Here is a 22,735-nt window from a genome sequence, read left to right on the forward strand (position 1 = left end):
TGATCCAGAGGCCTGGAGCGGGCCTTCGGACGCTTCAACTAAGGCATTGTCGCTCGGCAGGCAGAGTTCCGAGAAGTTGGGTGCACACCTCTCTGCAATGCCATGAAATCGATGTTGCGCGAGATCAACTCACTGTAATGATCAACGTCAACCGGCTCGCAAAGTGAACGCCATCATAGAGTTTTCAGCACTTTCACGCCTTAAACCGGCCCCAACTATCGATTTTCCTTGCAATCTCAATGGCAAACGCAAGTGCGCCAACCCAAATGAATATCTGGATGCAGTGTAAAGCATTGACGGGAGGCGGTTGTGTCCCGTTTCATTCTCTGAGTGAATGTTCGTCGTCGTTTAGGTAGCTAACATTCCAGCGCCCGCTAAGTGGCAATCGAGAAATTGGATAGGTCTTAACTTGAAGATTGTACACGTCTTAACCCGTTTTCTTAGAGCAGGATCGGAGGAGAACACCGTTGCAACCGCGTTGTGGCAAGCCCGACAGGGACACGACGTTACAATCATTCACGGCAACGACTTCGATGAGTATTGGCCAAACTGCATCCAAGATAAAGTTTCCGTAGTTCTCGAGCCTAAGCTTGTGCATCCGATATCGCCGATCCTTGACATCGCCGCGTCCATTAAACTTGCAAATCACTTCCGCAAAATTAACCCTGACATCATTCATACTCACCAAAGTAAGGCAGGTTTGATTGGCCGCATTGCGGCAAGAAAGCTCCCGGCTGCGGTGATACACGGACTGCATATAGTAAATTTTGAGGGCGTCTCCGAAACGCGCAGGAGGTTATACATCAGACTTGAACGTCTTGCCAGCAACTGGACGGATGGGTACATCGCCGTCTCGGCTGCAGTGGCGGAGGCACACAGCCGCGCTGGGATTGCCGGCCTCGACCGGATAGAGGTGATCTATTCAGGAATGAACCTCGAGCGGTTTCAAAACGCAAATCCTCCAAGTGACTTGGTAGACAAATTGGAACGTGATGTGAAAGGACGTAAGATCGTCCTCCTGCTCGCTGCGTTTGAACCTCGCAAACGACAACTTGGCCTGATAGAGGAAATTGGGAGGCGCAAGGCAGACACGAGCCATCTTTACTTCCTCCTTGCGGGTGACGGCTCGACTCGCCGGGAATGCGAATCCCGTTCAAAGGAGTTGGGATTGGATGACAAAGTTTGTTTTTTAGGATTTCGTGAAGACGCCGAAAGCTTAATAGTAGTTTCTGATGTAGGCTTGATCACATCTCGGCAGGAAGGGTTGCCCAGGGTTGCTGTTCAATACCTAGCTGGCGGGCGGCCTGTTGTTAGTCCAGACCTTCTTGGGATTGAAGAAGTACTTAACGATGGAAAAAACTCCCTGATAAGCGCCTCGAGCATCAGTTCGCTCGTCGATAGTCTGATCTTACTAACCCGTCAACGCAGTCGACTGGACCACTTAACAGCTGGCGCGCGAGCTACAGATGTGTCCCGCTGGTCCGAGGAGGCTCTCGGGCGTCGCACAACAGAATACTACAGAGAAATTATTTCAAAGAAGGACAAATCGTGAAGGCGTAATGATGAGATTTCTGGAACTTGCATATGCGTATTGAGCACTTTTGTGGAGTGGGATGTTTGTCATGAACCACTTTGCACCGACAAATCGCCAGCTTAACGTGCCATTGAACTTCTCATTGTATTTCATATTCTCAGGGCAATCCGGGATGGATTTATGCAGGCGTAGTGTCAACTCGTCAGTGAACTCAATCCCATTTCCGATTAGATGTGCCCCAGCGCGAGGCTCGGAATGAACAATTGTTCGAACATATCTTGTCTCATTTGAACTTTGTAGCGAGCGCAATGAACTTTCAGACGGTAAAGCACTTGATCTGAGGGTCTGATCAGGCAATATTTCCTCAGTCGGCGGAGCAATTCAGAAGCTTCGACTGATTTGTTTGTTAGGGGATGGGTGAATGATTGGGACCAGTTCAAATGCGATTCACTTCATCATTCCCGTCCGACATCCGGATTCAGTTGTCGACCCAGCCAGTCAAGCACTGAGAATTCATCAACTTGTCCAATCCCTCAAAGGGCAGACATCGCAGAATTGGCGAGCAACCTTTGTTGTGAACCCCGGACAGAACCTTCCTGAGTTGTCCTCGAACTTTGATCTGCAGTATGTCGATTTTCCTGCGAATACCGAAGCACGCGATGCAGCTAACTATTCAGAATTTTCACGAGCGGTAGACCTTGACCGGGGGAGGCGAGTATTCGCCGCACTTCATCGTGTAGCCACAGGCTCTTTGGTCATGCCAACAGATGATGATGATCTATTTCATCGAGACTTGGTCTCATTTGTTGAATCGGCGGATTGGGATGGCGGCTGGCTAATTGACAAGGGGTATATATGGAGATCAGGAAGCTTTTTCTTGGGCCGAATGGATAGCTTCCACATAACATGTGGTAGTTCGATGATATTTCCGCTGGATAGCCTTCTCCCCGAAGGAAGCAATGAAGATTTAGATGAAGATTTCTTTCTGGAACTAGGAAACCATAGAACACTGCTCGAAAGGCTTCCGGAAGATAGTGTAATTTGGAAAAGGATTCCTTTCCGTGCAGCAATTTATAGAGTTGGCCATGGCGATTCTTCGTTGAGCCGAATCCGGCGCGATTTTCCTTATCGTAGAGCCGGACAGCTGAATTTCACATGGCTACAATCATATAAGCGACGCCTCAAGGCGAAGTTTATCGGTCATCCAAGCGAGCGAATTCATAGTGTTCTATTTACACCGCGTATGAAGCGCGCTTTTCTAGGTGCTGAATGATCAGGACACGTCTACATTTGCTGTCCGGATTTAGGGATAGCATTGCCGCGCATATGCATAAGACGCCCCGGCTCCCATACCGTTCCACCACATCCATTCCGCAATAGTCCGGATTGCAAAACCCCATCCCTCAATCTGAGTGACAGGTGGCAAGTTCGGTAAGCTTTTGACAAAACTCCCCGGCGAGATCTTCGACAACCAGTATACAGTCCTTCTAGGTGCGGAGTTCCGACGCATTGAATAACGCAATGACGACGGCGGGATGATGACTAGTCGAAACCCGAGTTCGAAGGACCAATCCACGCACGAAAAAACCGTTTACGCTCGGGGATAGCTGTTTACCCAGATTTCTAGAGTGATCTGGAACATGAACTCCACTACATTCATGTTCAGGTATTCGTGGAAAATTGAGTATCCCGAGAATCTATTCGGCACTTCAAACTTGATTTTGCCACAGTGCTACGATTACACTTTACTTAGTCTGGACAGATCAATGGCAGGCGAACCAAGCAGAATCCGATCAATTCCTGAGAATAGATATCAGAGAGATAATACTTTATCGCGAGCAGTCTCATTTTCAGGAAAACGACGATTTGGTTATTGACGTCTGAGATGATAATGGAAATTGCTTTTATAGTTGTTGCTCATGACCGCCCAAATCACCTTGCTCGCCTCCTTGAATCGCTTTCGACGTTGCCTGCTCGGACATTTCTTCATATTGACAAGAAATCAAGGATTGAAGACTTTGACCTCAGTTCGGCAACTAATCTTGAGCTCGCTAAAGATAGAGTGTCGGTACACTGGGGAGAATGGTCACAAGTCGAAGCGGAAGTCGAGCTTCTAAGACAAGCCCTTCTCTCTGGTGATGTAGATTTCGATTACTTTATTTTGCTTAGTGGATCAGATTATCCAATTTCTTCTAAAGAAACAATTCTAAAAACGCTATCCGATCCAGATCGACCGCTATTTATTGAGTGCGAAGAAGTTCCAAGCGCCGCTGCTCCCAGGAAGCTGGTAGCTCGCTATCACATTAAAACACATGATAGTAGTCTTATCCGCTACGCCGCCAAAGTATGGCGTAGGTTCGGTGAAACTCGACCGGGATACTCAGCCATGTTTAGAAAGTGGCCCTTTTTCAAGGGATCTGCGTGGTGGGCTTTACCTAGAGATGCAGCAGAGTACTTGGTTGAACAGTATGATTGCCAAACCAGCCTGACGAAATTCTGCCGAAACGTTTTGATTCCAGACGAGGTTTTCCCACATACAGTCTTAATGAATAGTCAGTTCGGAGATCGAATTCGTAGTTATTCTCTGACTTACGCGGATTGGAGGATTGAAGGTCCGCATCCTGCGACGATCACCGATGCTCATCTTGACTTTCTTCTACCGGGGGGAGAACAACCGCAGACCAAAAGTCGGCATCAGGAACCGCGTTCACTATTTGCACGCAAGTTTCCTGATGACAGTGCGGCCCTCGTTAAGCGCATCAAAAGCAAGTTCTTGTAGTAAACCACTCGGGCCGGACAAGCTTGCCTGCAAGTTTAGACTTCCGTCGTATATTGCCCGAACTCATTATTGGATCACTTAGGATTTCATGGTTAACAGCCGGCGATGCGTCGAAAGCCAGAAATAGAAACTCCCCATTTGGATAGACCTTGTAGATCTATCAGCTTAACATGCAGTGGTTGCTAACTCATCTCGGCCATCGGCGTTTATGATTCTACGGCGGTTGTGATCATTGGTGGTCAAGATTTGCTAAACGGACGCTTTTCACCGAAAAGATAAGTTAGGTAAAGTCGCCTCGATATAGTGGTGGCAAGTCCGCGTGACGAATTCTTGATGTACTGCGCCTTCCCAAAAAATATGTACCTGAGCTGCTATCATAATGTGAGTTTGGGCTAGCAAACTTATCAAGGAGCTGAAAAACTAGTTGAAACGGCAAAGACAGTGCGCGGGCAACCCCTCGATGCCTGAAAATTGCCAGAAACAAATACCGAAATGACCACGCAAGTACCGTGCCTGCCGCCCCGTTGCCACCCATTTCGATCAGTTCGAAATCGCGAAAAAGGTACCGGTGCCCAAGAACAGTGAAACGGGTAAAATCAAAAGCTCAATCATGCACATGTTGCATGAAGGGTGTTTCTGCATAAACAATTCCATCGTGGGTGAGTACGCGATGGATCTCTTTGACTACTTTTTGAGGTTCGACGACGTGCTCCAGGACAGCTTGGATCCAAACGCCATCGAAGCTACCATCGGGAAAAGGTAGATAATGGGCATCGCAAATCACATCGACAGTATCAGTGGGATAAACGTCAACACCTAATCTGAAAAGTCGTTTATCTCCCCAGAGTTCTGAGGTGCCGGCGCCCCTAACGCCCGAACCAATGATTAAGATTTTTGGGCGTCCCTGTCTACGAACACAGTCATCAATGAATTTTTCGCAATTCTTGGTAGTAACTTTGCTTTGCCCCAACAGGAATCGCTTGATCTTCAAGTAATCTTCAGTGGCGCGCTCGATAGTGCTCCCAATGTTTTCAGGGTCGACTAAAGTGTCACAGCGCAGCGCACTCACTAGTACTGGTTTATGGCCAATGCTCTGAAAGGGTCTTTCGGCATTGTGTGGACACGTAATGTTGGTGCATCGATACTGCCCTCCCGCCTCCAAATGAAGATCAGCCCGAAGGTGACATGGACATAGCAGTCGGATGGATGCCAATGCGCCTCCAAAAGATTTCATTCTTCCTGAACCCTTCTAGAATGATTTAGATTGTGCAATTCAGAAAGCTCAAAGAGTGCGATGCAGGTGACTCAATAAATCGAGTCCAATTTTCATTTGCACCAACCGCCTAATAGTAAGTCAACCTGACCATACTCTTTGACAACTTTCTTAGGATCATCTCGCGCTGTCTGTGTGTCAATCTTTTGGCCGCCAATTTGTTTACTTATGCAGCAAACTTTTTGTATCTAGTCCCCTGTGTCTGGGCCACTGATCAGGTTTTTTTCAATCACGTGTAGGTCTCAAGCTCTCTACGCAACTGCAGGTTGAGTTCGCCGATTACTTGTCTGACTTTCTCTTTACCAAATCGCTGAGAGATTAGCTTCTGAGCGAGATCGGCTTTCACGAGTGCACGTTGCCAATCTTGTTTAACTAATCGTATCGCATGCGCTATCGTCTCTGCATCCACGGCAGATAGTACTTCCAACATCGAACTATCAGCATAGTCATTGATACCTCCAATTAGCGGTGCCACAGCTGGAATACCAGCATTCATGGCTTCAGCGAGCGCAAGGCAAAGCCCTTCTCGGTGGCTCGCTACAACAAAGAGGTCGGCAGGGTTTGTAGCCCAATCCTCTACGAAACCGGGAAAAAGGACTTGTTCAGTTACACAAAGAGACTTGGCGAGGCTTCGATAGGCTTCTTCGCCTGGACCCTCCCCGTAGAGAGTGAGTTCGATTTCATGCCCTTGCGCCCGCAGCTCCGCGACTGCCTTGATAACGACTTCCAGATTTTTTTCCTTAGTAAATCGAGCTGCGGTAATCACACGGAAGGGTTCACCGCACTTCCTGACCTTTTTGGTACATGGTGCCGGCAGTTCGAGCAAAGGAACGAACGAGCTTTTTCGTGGTGCATGCACGTAGCGTGAACGGAGGGCTTCTTGAAGCGTAACCTCGCTATCGCCAAACACCCAGTCCACCTTACTGCCTGTCCATTTGTAAAGAACCTCATAAACGGGCTTGGCCAACCGAATACTGTGCTCAAAAGTCACCAAAATTGTTTCTTGGGAGGAAAGCAGGGCGAGCCTTGAAATTATGTTCGACTGCGGAAGGCTCGCTATTACCACGCGCGGTCTCTCCCGACGAAAGATACCCAATAACTTGAAGAACGCCACCGCAAGATCTACGACACCCATTTGCCTGACGTCGCGCAAAAACTCGATCGATACCCCTTCTTTTTCAAGGGCTGTCTCAACCCCCCCCTGCCCCCGAACCAATGAGATGATCTTCAAATCAAAGCCTTGAAACATGCCTGCGCGAACGAGGTGCAGTAACCCGAGTTCCGCCCCGCCGCGATCCATACTGTTTATGACGTAGATGAGCTTTGGTTGTGCCGGCATCTGCTGACAACTTGCTTCAGGCTTGTCGTCAAGCATCGGGTCTCCCGGCGTTTGAGCGGAACAACTGGAACTGATCTGATCTGTATCGTTTCAAGTACCAATGCCCAAGTTCCGGTGCCAGTATTACCACGAGCAGCTGGATCCAGGCGCGATGATTCAAGGGCGAAAGCCGAGTTGCAGCGCCTAGCAAGAGTTTTGCCAGTCTTACATCATCGGCTATGAAGGCTCGGCTTGCTAGTTTGCGCGCGCGCTCGGAAAGCCTCTTTGGGATGTATTTCAACAGTGACGGCTCAAGCGCGCCCGCGCGAAAGGCAACAAACGCATGGTGAGACAAGAGATCTCTGCGGCTCTCCGTGATGCTGTCCGGGTGAACACGCTTCAGAGTCAAAGGCTCACCAATGAACGCAAACCTGCACACCCGCGCAAGTCGGAAGAAGAAGTCCGTATCCTCAAAGACCTGCACTTTCTCATCAAAAAAGCCAATAGCCTCGAGGGAAGATCTGCGCATGAGAGAAGCTGAAGGGAGGATTGTCGGGCTATCCAGAAAATAGCGGCGGGCCAGGTCGTTTGAATTAGTGAAGTTAGGGATGTGCACATGGTAAAGTGACTCCCTGTTGTTTGTCGGAAACATGTAGTATTCAGAAAAAACCAGCCCGATGCCATTTTCATTCTCGATCGATGGAAGCTGTTTCTCTAGCTTCTCGTCGGTCCAGATATCGTCGCCATCAAGGATAGCGACGAAGGGTGCACTTCCAGTGGCAAGGGCAAGGTTTCGTTGTTTCGATATGCCTCCTCCGCCAGGGCCGAACAGGATTTGTATCCTTGGATCTGTTCCATTGATTCTATTGAGGGCGGCAATGGTCTCGTCGTTAGAACCATCATCGGCAATCGTTATGCTTGAAACACGGTGTGAGACAGTTTGAGCCAGAACAGACTCTACAGCGTCACCTATAAACGCTCCTTCATTGTAGCAAGTGATGACAACGTCGATGTCTGGCGCACTCGTCATCTATTGGGCCCACCTTCTGCCCACTTCGCAATGCTGCCGCCCGATCGCCACGCTATTGCGTTGTTTGGCGGGGAACGCCTTCCTCCGCACTCTGCTGCATCGTACGATCGGGGTAGATCACCTCAACGTTCAAGACATCACCCGGCGAAAGCAAAGTGTCGAGCTCGGCGCGAAATACAAAGCTAGTCCCACCTTCGCGTCGAGCCACTTTATACGTGATGTCCGGCTCTTCCTCCTGCCCGGCCACTTGAACCGCAACGCCGTTAAGAAGAAGCGCCTCACGCGCGGCGTTTATGCGCGACCTGAATGACCAGAGTGACGGGACGATGCTCGCGCGCTCGCTCAGAAGCGGTTGCTCGAACTGGAGTTGGGTCGTGTCGATTTCCTGCAGAAGCTCGTCGCGATCTAGGATCAGTTGTGCAAGACGTCCCTCGACATCCAAGACGCTCGTTGAGACCCCTAATAGGGCCTGCCGGGCATTGGAGATCCCTGCCCTCGAAGTCAGACCACGCTCACCCAATTGCTCCATTCTGGCCAAATCTTCTTCCTCGATCGCCAAGGCGTGGCGTTGATTTTCAAGCGCGCGAGAGAGCAACTCGATTCTCTGCTCTAGGGTCTCAAAGCGCGTATCAAGGTGGGATTTTCGTCTGTTTTTCTCCTGCAAAAGCTGTGTCACCTCACGACGCGCATCAGCGAGAAGTTCCTCGAAGCTTGCCTCGTCAATGTAAACGGAGGTCGCTTCAGGGAACTCCAGATCTGGATCGTTGGCGAGGGCCGCATTCACGCGCCAGAGGCTTGCGACCGCGTTCGCATGATCAATCGTAAGGGTTTCCCAGCGAGATCTTAGGTCGGGCGCACGAAGCATCGCAGAATCGCTAACTCCGCCGGTACCTGACAGGCCTCCCGCTCCCGCTACCGCCATGCGCAGCGTGATCCCAGGGAAGTACTTTATTTCGCCACTTTGACCAACATCTCCGGTAACGTAGATCGGTCGATAGCCCGAGACATCCAGGAAAACGTCATCGCCAGTCAACGCGATCTCAAAGCGATCTCCTACCGGAGTATAGAATGAAATGATCTTTCCGATGCTCGCGAGCCCAATGATACGTTGCAATTCTTCACGGGACTTTCCCATGGCCTGAAAGTCACCGAAGTGCGGAAAGATGACGCGACCATCCGCCTGCACAGTGGCCGTCGCTGTACTATCAAGCAACCCGCTGATCGACACCGTCAATTGGTCGCCCGGCTGCAGCAGATACTCCTGCTCTGCAGATAGGGGACTTGTAGAAAGGACTGTTGCAGCAATGAATGCGAGCAAGCTGCAAATAAGATGTTTGTACATGGTCATGCCCCGCGCCAATACTCTTGATAACTGTTGTACGCGACGCCACGGCGGCTGGCTTCCTTTCGGAAATCCACGCGATTGTAAACGAAGCCAGCCGATACAACGCCGAGGTCCCTCAGCCTGCGCAAGGCGTCTGTGACAGCAGCGCGTTTCGTCTTTGCGAAAGTGACAATCAGGAGTGTCATATCGCAATGACGCGCAATGACGCCAGCATCGAAAACCGGTGTCACCGGTGGGGTGTCTACGATTACCAGTTCGTATTTCTTTCTCAGTTGCTTCAGAATATTCGAGAAAGCATCTTCGTCGACTGCATTCGGATCAGACTGCCCATTCGGCCGAACTGGAAGCACATCGATCCCGAACTGCTTATCGGTGTAGATGGCTCTTTCTATCGGCAGGTCCTCAAAAAGTAGGTCATCAAAATAATCCTTCGCATCGATATCCAGCACCGATGCAAGGTCGGACTTTCTGAGGTCACCGTCGACAAGTATCGCTTTTTTGTGCCCGGTCGTTGCCACCATCGCGAGAGCCAAAGAGAGGGCCGTTTTACCTTCGTTTGGCTGTGTGGAGGTTAGCGCTAGCACACGACCTTTTTCGCTTGGCAACTGATAGAGGATCGCGGCGCGCAAGCCTCGGATTGTCTCTGCAAATTCCGAATGCGGCTCGTCCCGGATTTTCTTCAGAAGAGAAACTGGCGAGGTCGCGTCGCGCATCTCCGGAAGGCTCGCCAACACAGGAAGCCCTGTTTCGTTTTCCAATTCATCACGTGAATCGTAACCACGGCGCAGGATTTCCCGGATAAGGATTACTATCAGGCCAAGGACCGATCCGATGAGAGCAGCGATCGCTATAGCGAGTTTTTTGTCGGGCCCGGATGGATTGAGAGGTGTCTGAGCGGTCTCAATGATGCGCGCACTTGAGTATCCCACTGCGCCGAGCGCGTCGATTTCCTTCAGCTCGTCGAGAAATCTTTCGTAGATCAGTCGATCGGCCGTGGCCTGGCGAACATATTGCTCAAGCTCCTGTTGCGACTGTGCAAGAGAGAATAGTTCCTCCTGAGTTCGCTCTATGCTTATTTCGAGGGCGGCCTGTTGCTCCAGAATGTCGTCAGAGACTTGAGCGACAGACTCCGACCCCTTCCCAGATGCGGATGTCAGGTTTCGAGTTTCTTCGAGTGTACGCTTCAGTCTTTGTAGACGGTCCCGCAACGCGCCAATTCGATCATCGTCTACGACGCCGATTGAAAGCCGATAAGTATCGGCAGCCTCGGCGGATCGCCGCACCTGCTGCTCAAGATCGGATATTCTCTTTGTCATCCACTCGACAGTTCGCCGAGACCCCTCTAGTCGATCTTGTCTTTGAAAGTCGATGTATGACTCGGCGATCGCGTTAGAGATAGCGGCGGCAGTCTGGGGATCCTCAAGTGTCGTTTCGACACCAATCACGCGAGAATTTAGGGATTGCTCAATATCTATGCGATTGTACAACCGATCAACGACTGAGCGCAGGAGCAACGCCTCGGCATCCAAATCACCATCCAAACCCTCTGAGCCGCCCTGTCCGATCGCACGAGGAAGCTTCCTGATCCACTCCAAAAGGTTGAAGCCGCCCCTATCATCCAAAGTGGGGTTGAACTCCTGGTGCTCAGTCAAGTTGAGAAGAGTTGCAGTCCTCTCAAGGACGCGCCTCGACCGCAGGATACGGGCCTCGTCAGCAATGCTGATATCATCGCTCTCGAGGCCGGCGACCGGCGTGTCGAATGCTCCACGCATATCGATGAACTCGGAACGCTCTGGATCAACGACAACAAGGGCGCGAGCGGTGTAGTAGGGGGTCTGTGTGAAGACGTAGGCTGCAGTAACCACCACCGTCAAAGCGACGCCGCAAACAATGATCCAGCGACCCCGCCACAAGACCCGCAGGAGCTCCAAGAGGTCTATGGCATTGCTGTCCATCTCAGAACTATCGACAGCGTTCTTCAACATCTTAACTCAACCCTACGGCACTACAAACGCAAGTCTCACGGAGACAGCAATCCAGCACAAGTCCCTCAGACGCTAGACATGCAAGTTTGCTTGCCAATAGCCTCGAACAACTGAGGATTACCTCTTCACAATCCGGAGTGTGACATCAGCAGTCCGCATATCAACACAAAACTTCATGTCACGGCGACTTGGCCACGCGCTCAGTCGGTGGCGCCCAGGCTTCGGGCGCATCCCGCGCACCGGCGGCTCGGACCATGCATCTCAAACGCGATCCTGCGTGCTCTTCCAAAACACGAAGCTTCGGCGAGAGATCGAAGCCTAGCGGATAGCCATCTGCGTACCAGAAGTACCAGACATCGTCCATGCCAGGCTCGAGCCATGCGTCGCAAGTTAGCGTAGCCCCCACTTTTGCAATCCCTCGGACTTTTGGACGCTGCATGAAGGGCAGTTGAACGCTTGCCAGCTTATCGGTGGCTTGCAGCACTTCGACATAGTCTATTGTCATCTCATGGATGGCTTCAGGGTCGGGTTCCGGCTTATTGCGCTTCGCTGCAACGTTGAGGATCATGTACAGCCGTTCGAGATACTCCACGGGCGTCTCTACCCGGGCGATCTCCAACCCGTCGACACCAAGAATCGTGACGTCGTCGTAGATGCGAACCTCCCACGTGTGGAACTCACCGTCCCAGACATCGACCCATGCCTGATCGTTGAAGATTTCCATAGCCGGTGCATCTTCTGCGAGCTTCCCGAACAGACCTGGAAACCGGCCGGAATGGACATGTGATGAGCCACCGTTGATCCATCGATCGTCGATACCCTCGAATTCAAACCCATCAAACTCAATGCGCTCGCTTGTGCGCCAGAACAATTGTTCGAGATTGTAAAACCACGGAGCGGCCGGGAAATATCCTACGCCAGGATTGCTCGTGATCTCGGGGAATTTGACGCGAACGCGAAATATTCCACCGCCCTGCCACGACCGGCCCACACCAGCGTCATTCACAGAATAAATTGCAGCGCCCTTCCAACCCTCGTCGTATTGAAGCGAAAGCGTCAAAGTCTTTTCCTCGCCGTCATGCCGATAGAGTTCGGGCGCTCTACTTGGTTCAATGAGCCTCGCCAGCCGTCCTACGCTGTGATTGTGCCCCGGCGCATACCAAATGGAGGCTTCTCCACCTTCGCCCGCAGTACTGTCAGAAACCCGGTTGGTTCGGAAATCATCGAAGAACACGCGTTCATACCCGATCACTTCCGGCAACAGCTCTCCATGGAAAGCCCTTCGCGACGCATCAGGGTTTCGGTCCCAATGCATCTTCCATCGCTCGGCATCGTAACTGTAGCGATGCGGAAAATCTTCGTCATCTACCCTCGGTGCCTCGGTTCGGTAGGGATGCCGTGCAGGCAGCAGCGACTGATGACCCATCCGCCAGAGCGCCCACGCCTCAATCTTTTCCACCAAGGCTTCCGACAACTCCGTTTGCCCGAACACAATGGCGTCGTAAGCCCATGGCGAAGCACCCATCTTCGGATCACCAATTCGTGAGATAGCGTCATTCTGCGCTGAAGGGGCAGAGAAGCTAAGTGTCGTCGTCAAATTCGTCTTGGCCTCATTGCCGTTGACGTTAAGAAAAAGGCGCCCATGGCGACGATATGCAAGCACAACGTTCCAAGTCTCGCCATCCGCAACGACGGACGAATTCTCGACGCCATAATACCTTGACCCATCCGGTCCCTTCCCGCGCCACAGAGCGACAAGTGCGTTTGATTCGGACCGGTAAGAAATACGAGGCATTTGTGATCCTGGAATATTCCCATACTTTCCTATCGCATTAACAGAAATTATGTCTGTTTCCTTTTCACTGGAGTCACTGTCGATACGAAAAATGATCAACACCCAACGGTACGCAGCGAGAGCATCTCGAACACCTGAGAATTCCAGGAACTGACCATCTCCAGAAAATGATATACCCCCTTCGCCCAAGTTGACTGGTCGCAGATCATCTTCTTGCTGCGAAGCGGGTCTTCCGTCAAACCCAATCGGATTGTGACGCGAGAACCGACCAACCGCCACGTCCTCCTGAAGATAGCCGTTCACGATCAGCTCTGGGAATGCAAGTAAATCCCACTCCACCCCGATCTCCTGAGACGCCAATCCTTTTTCTGGATACGAGGAAACTGCAAGAGAAAGTAAGCCAATGACCCAACCGGCTACAAATGCGCGCAGACCGTTCATGGTGAACCTAAAACGCCCCGTTGCAAAGGCCTCATCCCCGACTTGATGAGTTCAGGCAAAATCGCGACAACAAGAAACGCGAGATACGCCTCAAGCCCAGAGCTCTCAAAGAAGCATTGAAAGAAGCAGGCAACATAGAACATCGATCCAATCAGGGCCGGACGAACCAGCCTTCGGGAGGAAATCAATACAAGGAAAGCCAAACTTCTGAGCCACGGGATGCAGTAGAGGGCGAGACCAACATATCCGTTCTCAACCAGGATCCGCTGAAACTCGTTGTGAATTCCCAGCAATAGAAAAATGGGAAGTCCTTCGTATTGAGATTTCACATAGATTTCGTACCCATTGGTGCCGACTCCAAGAAACGAGTTATCTCGGATGAGCTCTGCACTCACTATCTTCGAGAAGACACGTTGAGCATTACTTTGCGTCAACTCGGTTTGACCTGAGGCAATGTCGATTAGACTGAAGTCGAAGGCATCTCTGATATTCAGGACCGAGAGAAGCTGATGCTGAAGATAGGAATCTGTCGAAATGAAATAGATGGACAGAGGCGCAATAACTGCACCTGCACCCAAGACCACACCTACACGAAGAAAGCCACCTAGGAACAAAAGAAACATTTGGAGCAGTAACGCCAACTGAGCCTTTCTTTCCCCGCTGAAGAGTAGCAGGACTGCTATGCCAATCAGGATTATGTAGTCACCGAGCCCTGCTTCACGTTTGCGCATGAGAAGTAGGGCAAAAAGCGCTGGCACCGCATAGGTGAAGAGAAGTTTTGGTTCGTTTAGGCGCTTCCAGCCCACCCAAAAGCCGTTCGAAATATGCCACCAGATATTATATACCATTATTATGAAAGCGACGAACAGGAACCATTTTACCAATACATCCCAATTAATTCTACCCCTATAATATATGAGAATTGCGGCAAATAGAATCAGCTCTATAGCCTGAACAAGCTCCCGAAGTCCGTTTCTAAATGAGATGGCAAAGGCCAAAACCGAGCTCAGTAAAAGGAATGACACAAAAAGCATGAACCCGTGAGAATAGGGAACTCGTGCTTTCAGAAGCATCGAAGTGATAAGGACTGGCGCCGTGACGAGACAAGCTAAATCAAATGGAGTCAAATCTATCGAGGCGACTTCCGCCACCTTAAGGCCGGTGAAAACAGAACAGAAGCCAAGAAACAAGATCGCGAAAAATACGGTTTCTATGTCGAGGTGAAGCGATATATTCCGCCGGCTGTCTTGGCTGAAACTCTGGAGATCCGTCATCATCTTTCATCATCCGAATGCATCGGGACTTGACGAAGTTGATCGTAGAGTCGGAGATACTTTTCGGCCACGCTCGTCAAATCGAACTCGGCCCTTGCATATTCGGACACCCGAAGGGACCACTCTTGCCAATCGTCGAGCTCCATTGCGAACGCGGACTGAATTGCCCGCGCCAGTGACGAAACAGTCGGCTCTTCGACCACCAGAGGATAATCTGCGAACGGAACCACATCTCTGTTTCCGCTCGCCAGAGAAACAATTGGGACAGTACCGCACACCGCCGCCTCGATGAGGAAGTTGGACAGCCCCTCATCCTGCGATACCACCAGAGAGAAATGACACCTTCGAAGCCGTTCGGCGATGTCCCCGACACGACCTGGCGCCTCGATCTCGATACTCTTGGTTTTCTTGGCAACCTCCTCGATCGAGGCACGCAGGGGGCCCTCCCCGGCAAACGTCATCCGCCCCGGGCGAGACGTATAGATAGTCGACAAAGCCTCCGCGAGAAGCCCGACATTTTTCTCTGGTGAGAGCCGCCCGGCATAGATCAGGCGGCATTCCGTAAGGTAGCTGCTGACGCGGGCCGCCTGTTCCCCCTTGTCCACTGCATGAAGTATTTCAGGCGTCGCTCCATTTCCGATGCGATGAATGCGATCTTGGGGGATACCCATCTGTATGCAGTTCTCTGCAATTTCAGACGAGATGGCGACAACAGCCGACGAATGATTTGCAACGAACCGGGCGCCGCGTCTGCCGAATACGTACTTGTGACTGCCTATGACCTTGAAGTCATTCCGCTTGCCCCCGACGCCAGGCTTCATGACGGTTGGAATGCCCCAAAGCCAGTTCGCCATCGCAGCGACATAGGCGTTAATCCGGAGTTGATGACAATGGAGGATGGAGATCTCACCCCTATGACGTGCGATCCAGTAGAGGGCCTTGGCGGCCCAAAGCAGTGATGCGGGCAGGTAACGACCGGCAAGCTGAGGGGCTTTGTACGTCCAAAATCTAACCGTGCCGTGTTCGTCGCCACTCGCGTCGAAGCCTGGCACCCTGCTCGTGAGCACGACGATATCTGAAACTTGCCTGCGAAGCTCTTCGGTGAGTCTTGCACACTGAAGCTCAGCGCCACCAAGGATCTCAGTGAATTGACAGGTCATCATGACCACGGAGCCAGGCTTAAATCGGGTCGATACGTTCTGAAGAGAGCCCTGCGACCGTTCCCGGCATCTCTCTTCGGGCGGCTTGGCAGTTTGCGATCGCCGCGGCGAAATGGACAAAGGATTCATCACGAGTACCCAAGACCTGCCGCGGCATTGCGAGTCTTTTCAAGAATCTGGTCCCTGGAGTTGCGATCAAGCCTCATAACGGCCTTTGCCTCATTCTCTGCATCCAGAAAGCCAGAGAGAGAATCTCGTGGGATGGAAACCATAGGTGCACTACTAACATTGACGTTGCCTCTCCTTGCATTTCCGAATGGCTTGGACTTGGCAACAAAGTTGTCCGGTAGCGAAATTTCAAGTTCCGCAAATAGATCCTCCAAAACGGGTTTCGGCCTCAAAAGAAGATCCTCAAAGCGAATTGAGTAAGTGTCAGGAAAATTGAGTATAAGGCTCATGCGATGGGCGACATCATTGTACCAGCGACACGCCTCGGAAACCGTGAGACCTGATCGGATTAGGCTTTCGCATTGAGCAAGCGGGCCTCGCAGAAGTACGACGCGCACGCCGCCGTCCATTGAAGCCAACACACTCTGATGCCAACTAAGAAAATAGTCCATCAGCTTTATCGCTGCGAACTTGGCATCGTCATGAAATAGCATCGGATCCGAATTCAGGTTTCCAATTACGCACGCCCTGACATGGCTGCGAACGATTCTATCGACTTTACGATTGCCGAGTCCCAGCTCGTGCATATAGCCGAGCCTGAGGATGCGCTTACATGCACGCCGCAAGATTGGTGGTTTAATGCAGCTCTCATGCCATTCTCGGTCCATCATCCAGACATCTGGTGATGACCCGAGGAAATGCCAGAGCAAGCTAGAACCGCCCCTGCCGAAACAACAAACACAAAGCGCGCATGGCGGCGTTAAACCTCGCGATCGTTCGTTCTCCACAGCGTCGCTCGCTACCACTGAGCCTTCGGGGAGTGCCGGCAAATTATCTAGGGAAATACGCTCTATCTCTAACCCCCGGGTGCTTTTTATTCGTTGAGTGCTGAGCAAAGAGCTCTCAAACCGAGATCACCGCTGTGATCACGCCGAAGAATCGTCGCGCATAGCGCACCTAAACAGCATCCCTACATGAAAAAACCACGACTATGGTTTTTAGAACGATTCTTATGTCGCGAAGAAGACTCCAGCCTCTTACGTAATTCACGTCTATGAGAACACGCTCCTCGAAGCTCAACCTGCTTCTGCCGGACACCTGCCATGCGCCGGTTATTCCTGGGCGCACCGAAAGATACTCGACCTTGCTCTGACCGTATCGATCCAATTCGGGCAGTGTCACGGGGCGTGGTCCAACCACACTCATGTCACCCAAAAGAACGTTGATGAACTGTGGAATTTCGTCGAGACTAGTCTTTCTCAAGAAAGAACCGACGATCGGTATGACTCTAGGATCAGACGCCAGCTTTCTCTTCTCAAAAAATTCCTTTCGGGCGTGGGAATTGGCATTTAGAAACTTCGTTAGCCGTTCGTCTGCGTCAACGAACATCGTCCGAAACTTCCAGCAAGTAAACGTCTTTCCGTTTAAACCCACCCTAGAATGCCCATAAAACATAGGCCCGGAGCTAGACAATTTTACCAGCAGCCCGACCAAAACGAACACTAAAGACAAACTGATGATTGCCAAAAATGAAAATGAAAAGTCAAAAATACGCTTAATTAAAAGTTCGATCTTTGGTCGCGCAACAAAAGAAGAGCCATCATCAAACTTATCCACAAACATTCCACGCCCCCAACTTGTACACACACGCCCCCGACGTGTACGAAACACAAACTATCCGCGTCAGCCAAAGGCTAACCCCTTCCAAACAGTATGCGGCTTATTGATTTTTGCAACAAACATACATCACTTTGCCGATGATGGACCTGATCATCGCTACTGCGTTGAGCATAAACACGAGTTATCCACCATTAGCGACACTCTTAGGTTGTTTCTCTCTTATTAATACCACCCAAAGGGGATTGCCCTGTCTGCTTTCGCCGAATCGGGACGCGGATCTGCAATTCCGCGCTCCGCAACAAACAAGAAGGGAGAAGCTTTCCAGCTCTTGGATCGACCACTGAATGCACAACAGTTAGCGGCAATTTAAGCTAACAGAGGGCCATCAACGTCGCCGCAGAAATGCAGCGGCGAGGCAAGCCTACGCCCCCAAAAAAAAGAGCGGTTGTGAACAAGTTCTCTGACGACACTCAATCCCAATAAGAGGCAACTTATTAAGTCACATCGCGCTACTGTGACAGCCGTAGGTCGGCGAAATTTTGCCAGTCGAACAGCACACAGTGCTTCTATTCGATTTCCAGCCAATTCGGTCGAAAAAGCCTATCCTGGTTGCGCGAACCGGGTTATAAATATTGGTAACGGCTAGGCGGGTAAGCACACACCCTAAGAGAGAAGGCCGAGGAGCAGTCTGAAGTGCAAAATCTCTTGGTTGCAATTCCCATAGTGGCGTTCTGCTGCGCATTGATTGCTTGGTTTCTTGGGGCCTCGCTTCTCTGGTCATTTTTTATTTTGGTGATCGCACCGTTTGTATTCATCGGCTCGTCTTTGTTTTTGCGCTTTGTCTGTTCTGTTCGGATTAATTCTTCGAGAGCGGCAAAAAAACAACAAACCCAGAACTCAACACAATCCGGACCAAGCACGGGTAATCGGGCTGGCCGAATGGATGGGTCAGGTTCTCGATAGAATGCAGTGGTTGCTGCAATCTGAGGAGAACGAGAGGAATACTTTGTTGGTTTGGACGTATCTCTGCGGTCGGTCGCACTCTGTGTGATTGATGCTGATGGTCGATCGGTCTTGGAGCGCGCGGTCGCGTGCGAGATCGAAGATTTCAGCCGGTGTTTGGCTGACTTTCGCGGCTCTTAACTGAGAATAGGGTTTGAATCCGGCGCGATGAGCCAGCACCTGTTCTTTGGATTGCGGGAGGCAGGGTTCAGCGGCGTCTGCATGGAGGCGCGGCAAGTGAATGCAGCGCTTTCGGCCATGCGCAACAAGACTGACAAGACAGACGCACTCGGGATAGCCAATGTGCTTCGGTCTGGCTGGTTTAATCCAGTTCATATGAAGAGCCGGGAGGCTCACGCCGTGCGTGCGCTACTCAGTATCCGCAAAGCAGTTCAGCGAAAGTGCATTGATCTGGCAAACGAGATACGTGGTCTGTTCCGGATCTTTGGCCTGCGCCTGCCATCGCGGATCGACCAGGCGTCTTTTGATGAGAAGGTGCGTCCGATCATCGAAGCGGACCCGGATCTGTCACATGCACTGATGCCACTATTAGATGCTCGAGCGGTTCTCTTCTCCGCTTACCGGGAACTGGATCGGCGCGTGAAGCGTGTCGCCAGCCATGATGAGACGTGCTTGCGCTTCATGGCGATAGCTGGCGTGGGACCGATCGCAGCTCTGACCTTCAAGGCGGCAGTGGACGACCCCAATCGCTTCACCAGTTTTAGGACCGTTGCCGCCCACTTCGGCCTGAAACCACGACGCTATCAGTCAAGCGAGATGGACAACCCGGGCCGTATCTCGAAGGCTGGTGACGCCGACGTTCGCTCCGCGCTCTACGCCGCGGCGAACGCGATGATGATGCGATCCGTCGCCAGCTCGGAGATCAAGTGCTGGGGCCTGCGCTTGATGCGCCGCAAAGGCCCATCGGCGCGCTGTCGTTGCCGTCGCACGAAAGCTTGCTGTCGTCATGCACCGCATGTGAGCCGACAACACCGAGTACCGTCACAGACCTTTGGAGGCAGCCGCATGAACTGAACCTCTAAAGATCCATGACGGGATCGTCCCTCACCGGACGAGTTCAGTGGATGACGCCGAAAATGACTGCTGCGCCACTCGAAGCGCGAGACTAAGCTGGGCGCTCCACGACCGTTCCGACACATGCATGCAGCGGCCCAACCGAACAGGGCCAACAATGACTGCGAAGAGAAGCTCGACCCGCGTGAGAGACAGAATCCCGAAGGACGGAAACGAAACGACGAAACGAACTTGACCCAATCGCCCGATTAGAGAAGCCTTCGTTCGTTTTAGAGCGGCACCAAATGACTGTTTAATGGCAGCTCAGCGGACGAACTAATAATAAGTTCCTTCCCCAGAGAACTACTCAGCTATTCGCGCTGGAGTCGTGCCTTGCAGCATTTGCTGCACTCGCAAGGTTCAATGCAAAAATTGAGGAGTTCTCAGCATCGCAAAAATCATATACCCTTTGACAGTATGCGGCTTTCCTAACCAAAAAATCAGATTGGAACGCGATGAGTACCTATGACGCTGGAGGCGAACTTTGGTCTCAAACTATTGTTTCACTCGTTCTATTGGCTGATAAAGCGGGCTGGACAGATAATGATCTCAAACGCCTTTGGACTGCCTACGATCTGGCCATAGAATTGTTTTCTGGTCGCTGCCGTGGTTCAGGTCGGCCTTTCATTTGCCACCTCGTTGGAACTTCTGCATTGGCACTTCGATACGGCGGGAGTAAAGACGAGGTAATCGCGGCACTTCTTCATGCTGCCTATCCACAAGGAGATTTCGGCACAGCAATTAATGGATTCAATCACAAGAAGTCCACTGAGATGGAGCTTGCGGTGGGACATAAGGTTGAGCGCCTACTGAATCTCTATTCAACAACCGACGCCGGTAATTGGCTTTTGGAAATGATGCAGCGTCAGCCTAAGAGCATATCCGAGGAGGAACGAAGCGTAATCTTTATAAGGCTTGTCAACGAGCTAGAAGACGCCTTCGACCTTACAGTGTATCCGCCCGATCGAGCAAGAATCGTAAGGCGCGCCATAAGTACGGCCCTGCGGGCAGCAAATCATTTCAGCTTGGACGACGTCGCAGCCGGACTTCAAGAAATCGAACACATGAACGAAAGTACGCGGTTTGAGGCTGAAACCTCGTTTGTAAGGCGTTTTGAGTCATACACGGTCATACCCAGATCGGCAATGCGCCGACCAAGTGTAAGGCTTCGTTCACGATTGCGGCGGGCAAGTGCAAGGCTGCGTTCACGCTTGCGGCGCATTGTTTTTGAACGTCGCTAATCTAACGGTCCAAAATCATCTATTCGATAGCTAAGCGAATTGAAAAATTTAGTGAAAAATACGAATAGCCAATAGACCTTAATCATACTTTAGGACATTCAATTGAACGTTAGCGCGTTCGCTTCTGCTTTGTAAGGGATAGCGAAGTCTGTTCCAACTTTTATTAAACGGACGCAGTGCCTTTTGAAATTTCCCATGGACGCGCCTACCAAAGTTTCGCTTTATAAACGGAAATTGCAGCTGTGCTCTGGTGCGATGAAAATTGGCCCACCTCTCATAACCTGTAATTGCGTCTCGTTCAAGGTGATACTTTTCGGCAAGACGAGATACAGAATGGGCGTTCCAACTCTCAGACCACCTACAGGCAAAGTGGCTCCTATCTAGTGGATCTAGCCGAGCTGGTATTTGATAGGTAACAACCGACTTCGGCTCAATGTAGACTTTGAAACCTCGCTTTCGCGCCTGTATGCAGAGGTCGGAATGCTCCCCCAAACTCATCAATTCAGGATCGAGTTTTCCGATCGATTCGAAAATCCGAGTGTCGATCAACGCACAGTGAAACTCAATCAATTCGGACTCAAACGCCTCTCTATTTCGAATATCTTTGGTAACGGGCTGATGAGAATGGAAGTGACGCTCGATGAAGCAAGGTCTTCCGTCTTCGTCGGCGTCTCTGGCAACCCCACCGAACATGTGGACACGAACATTCCCGGCGACTTCCTCAAGATATAGAGGGCCAACAATGCCCGCTCCGGTCTGCACGGCACATGCGACGAGTGCCTCAATCCAGTTCGATGAGACGCTGCAATCATTGTCGATAAAGATGACGTACCGGCTGTTGATGCGATCAAGAACGATATTGCGCTGCTCGTTTGGTGTGAGTTGCTTCTCACTTCGAACCAAGGAGAACTCATGCTTTTTTGAGCGCGCCTTTATGCCGGTAGCGATCTCTGGTGGAGACGCGTTGTCGAAGCAAATCAGCGGCACCCCCGGCGGCAGAGTTGGAATGAGTGCATCCAAACACTCCAGCGTCTGGCTCACCCTTTCTCTGAATATGAAAGCAACAGTCACGTCCATGGCTAAACCGATTCGTTGTTCACTCATCGAAACATATGTCAGGACTTCGTAATCATTTGAGCAGAAACAGTCTATCCAAAGGATTGCGCTGCCCTTGCCTGGGGCGCAGGTCATACCCCACTTGAAGGCTCCTTTCCGCGGTTGGGCAGCCTCCTGGTCGTCCGGCATGCGGAGAGGGGCTTTTCAAAGTGACTCAAAGGTCTAGCGGACATGAAAATGAGAACCGAAAAAGAACGATTTACAAGACTTTCACGGTCGCCTTTGCATAGGTGCTCGCCAGGCGTCGTGAAACAGTTCCGCCCCGGCGGCTCCACGCGGTCAGCCTCCAACTCGCTAAGAACGCCACCCAACCCTTGACGCCCCGGTTCAGTCAGAAGAGACGACCAACATATTCGAAATCAATCGCTCAGAATCGTTTTTGCGTTATCGGCGGTCCGAGTCGAAACACGGCAGCCGATAATAACCTGCCACGCCCCTCCAAGTCATCCTTCGTGATTAAACCTGACGGGGCGTGCCGCTGTGGAGCCGGATTGGATATCGTGAATTCGACGATGAGGCGATCCGTCGTCCTCGGGCCCGAAAACTCGCGTAGCTGGCAGCAAGACGTGGGGTTCGTGCC

Annotated in this window: 16 protein-coding genes; 5 read left to right on the forward strand and 11 right to left on the reverse strand. The window is 51.4% G+C overall.

Features of this window, described 5'->3' with window-relative positions; all coding sequences use genetic code 11:
• Positions 1-409: 409 nt before the first annotated feature.
• The 3 genes from RXV90_RS19260 (at position 410) to RXV90_RS19270 (ending at position 4,313) form a co-directional block, all read left to right on the forward strand.
• Positions 410-1,552, forward strand: coding sequence for a glycosyltransferase (locus RXV90_RS19260; protein WP_316650754.1), 1,143 nt, complete (start codon positions 410-412; stop codon positions 1,550-1,552).
• Between the two features lie 403 nt (positions 1,553-1,955).
• A complete protein-coding gene (locus RXV90_RS19265) occupies positions 1,956-2,807 on the forward strand; it encodes a hypothetical protein (RefSeq protein WP_316650755.1) in 852 nt (283 codons plus the stop codon).
• 618 nt (positions 2,808-3,425) lie between these two features.
• Entirely contained in the window at positions 3,426-4,313 is an 888-nt protein-coding gene (locus RXV90_RS19270; protein WP_316650757.1) for a beta-1,6-N-acetylglucosaminyltransferase, read from the forward strand.
• A 604-nt stretch (positions 4,314-4,917) separates the two neighbouring features.
• On the opposite strand, the gene RXV90_RS19275 is transcribed toward RXV90_RS19270, so the two are convergent.
• The 10 genes from RXV90_RS19275 to RXV90_RS19320 form a co-directional block, all read right to left on the reverse strand.
• On the reverse strand, positions 4,918-5,382 hold the full coding sequence (locus RXV90_RS19275) for a class I SAM-dependent methyltransferase (protein WP_316650759.1): 465 nt from the start codon (positions 5,380-5,382) through the stop codon (positions 4,918-4,920).
• 433 nt (positions 5,383-5,815) lie between these two features.
• Complete coding sequence (locus RXV90_RS19280) at positions 5,816-6,961, reverse strand: glycosyltransferase (RefSeq protein ID WP_316650761.1); 1,146 nt, start codon at positions 6,959-6,961, stop codon at positions 5,816-5,818.
• Entirely contained in the window at positions 6,954-7,934 is a 981-nt protein-coding gene (locus RXV90_RS19285; protein WP_316650763.1) for a glycosyltransferase family 2 protein, read from the reverse strand. Before RXV90_RS19285 ends, RXV90_RS19280 begins: the two co-directional genes overlap by 8 nt.
• Before the next feature lie 52 nt (positions 7,935-7,986).
• Positions 7,987-9,282: a polysaccharide biosynthesis/export family protein gene (locus RXV90_RS19290; protein WP_316650765.1), complete on the reverse strand. Its 1,296-nt coding sequence runs from the start codon at positions 9,280-9,282 to the stop codon at positions 7,987-7,989.
• Positions 9,279-11,234, reverse strand: a complete 1,956-nt coding sequence (locus RXV90_RS19295) for a GumC family protein (RefSeq protein WP_316650767.1) — start codon at positions 11,232-11,234, stop codon at positions 9,279-9,281. The genes RXV90_RS19290 and RXV90_RS19295 overlap by 4 nt, the downstream gene beginning before the upstream one ends.
• Positions 11,235-11,442: 208 nt before the next feature.
• A complete protein-coding gene (locus RXV90_RS19300; RefSeq protein WP_316650769.1) occupies positions 11,443-13,500 on the reverse strand; it encodes a LamG domain-containing protein in 2,058 nt (685 codons plus the stop codon).
• Positions 13,497-14,777, reverse strand: coding sequence for an O-antigen ligase family protein (locus RXV90_RS19305; protein ID WP_316650771.1), 1,281 nt, complete (start codon positions 14,775-14,777; stop codon positions 13,497-13,499). The genes RXV90_RS19300 and RXV90_RS19305 overlap by 4 nt, the downstream gene beginning before the upstream one ends.
• Entirely contained in the window at positions 14,774-15,937 is a 1,164-nt protein-coding gene (locus RXV90_RS19310; protein WP_316650805.1) for a glycosyltransferase family 4 protein, read from the reverse strand. Before RXV90_RS19310 ends, RXV90_RS19305 begins: the two co-directional genes overlap by 4 nt.
• Before the next feature lie 125 nt (positions 15,938-16,062).
• The gene (locus tag RXV90_RS19315) at positions 16,063-16,689 is read right to left on the reverse strand and encodes a hypothetical protein (protein WP_316650774.1); all 627 of its coding nucleotides are present in this window, start codon (positions 16,687-16,689) and stop codon (positions 16,063-16,065) included.
• A gap of 370 nt (positions 16,690-17,059) precedes the next feature.
• Entirely contained in the window at positions 17,060-17,725 is a 666-nt protein-coding gene (locus RXV90_RS19320) for a sugar transferase (RefSeq protein ID WP_316650776.1), read from the reverse strand.
• 1,167 nt (positions 17,726-18,892) lie between these two features.
• Between RXV90_RS19320 and RXV90_RS19325 the strand changes: the two genes are divergently transcribed.
• Both RXV90_RS19325 and RXV90_RS19330 read left to right on the forward strand, forming a co-directional pair.
• On the forward strand, positions 18,893-19,759 hold the full coding sequence (locus RXV90_RS19325) for an IS110 family RNA-guided transposase (RefSeq protein ID WP_316650778.1): 867 nt from the start codon (positions 18,893-18,895) through the stop codon (positions 19,757-19,759).
• A gap of 494 nt (positions 19,760-20,253) precedes the next feature.
• Positions 20,254-21,039, forward strand: coding sequence for an HD domain-containing protein (locus tag RXV90_RS19330; RefSeq protein WP_316650780.1), 786 nt, complete (start codon positions 20,254-20,256; stop codon positions 21,037-21,039).
• 78 nt (positions 21,040-21,117) lie between these two features.
• On the opposite strand, the gene RXV90_RS19335 is transcribed toward RXV90_RS19330, so the two are convergent.
• On the reverse strand, positions 21,118-22,284 hold the full coding sequence (locus tag RXV90_RS19335; protein ID WP_316650782.1) for a glycosyltransferase family 2 protein: 1,167 nt from the start codon (positions 22,282-22,284) through the stop codon (positions 21,118-21,120).
• Positions 22,285-22,735: the final 451 nt, after the last annotated feature.

It is taken from the genome of Ovoidimarina sediminis (assembly GCF_032586175.1).
Classification (GTDB): Bacteria; Pseudomonadota; Alphaproteobacteria; order Rhodobacterales; family Rhodobacteraceae; genus Ovoidimarina; species Ovoidimarina sediminis.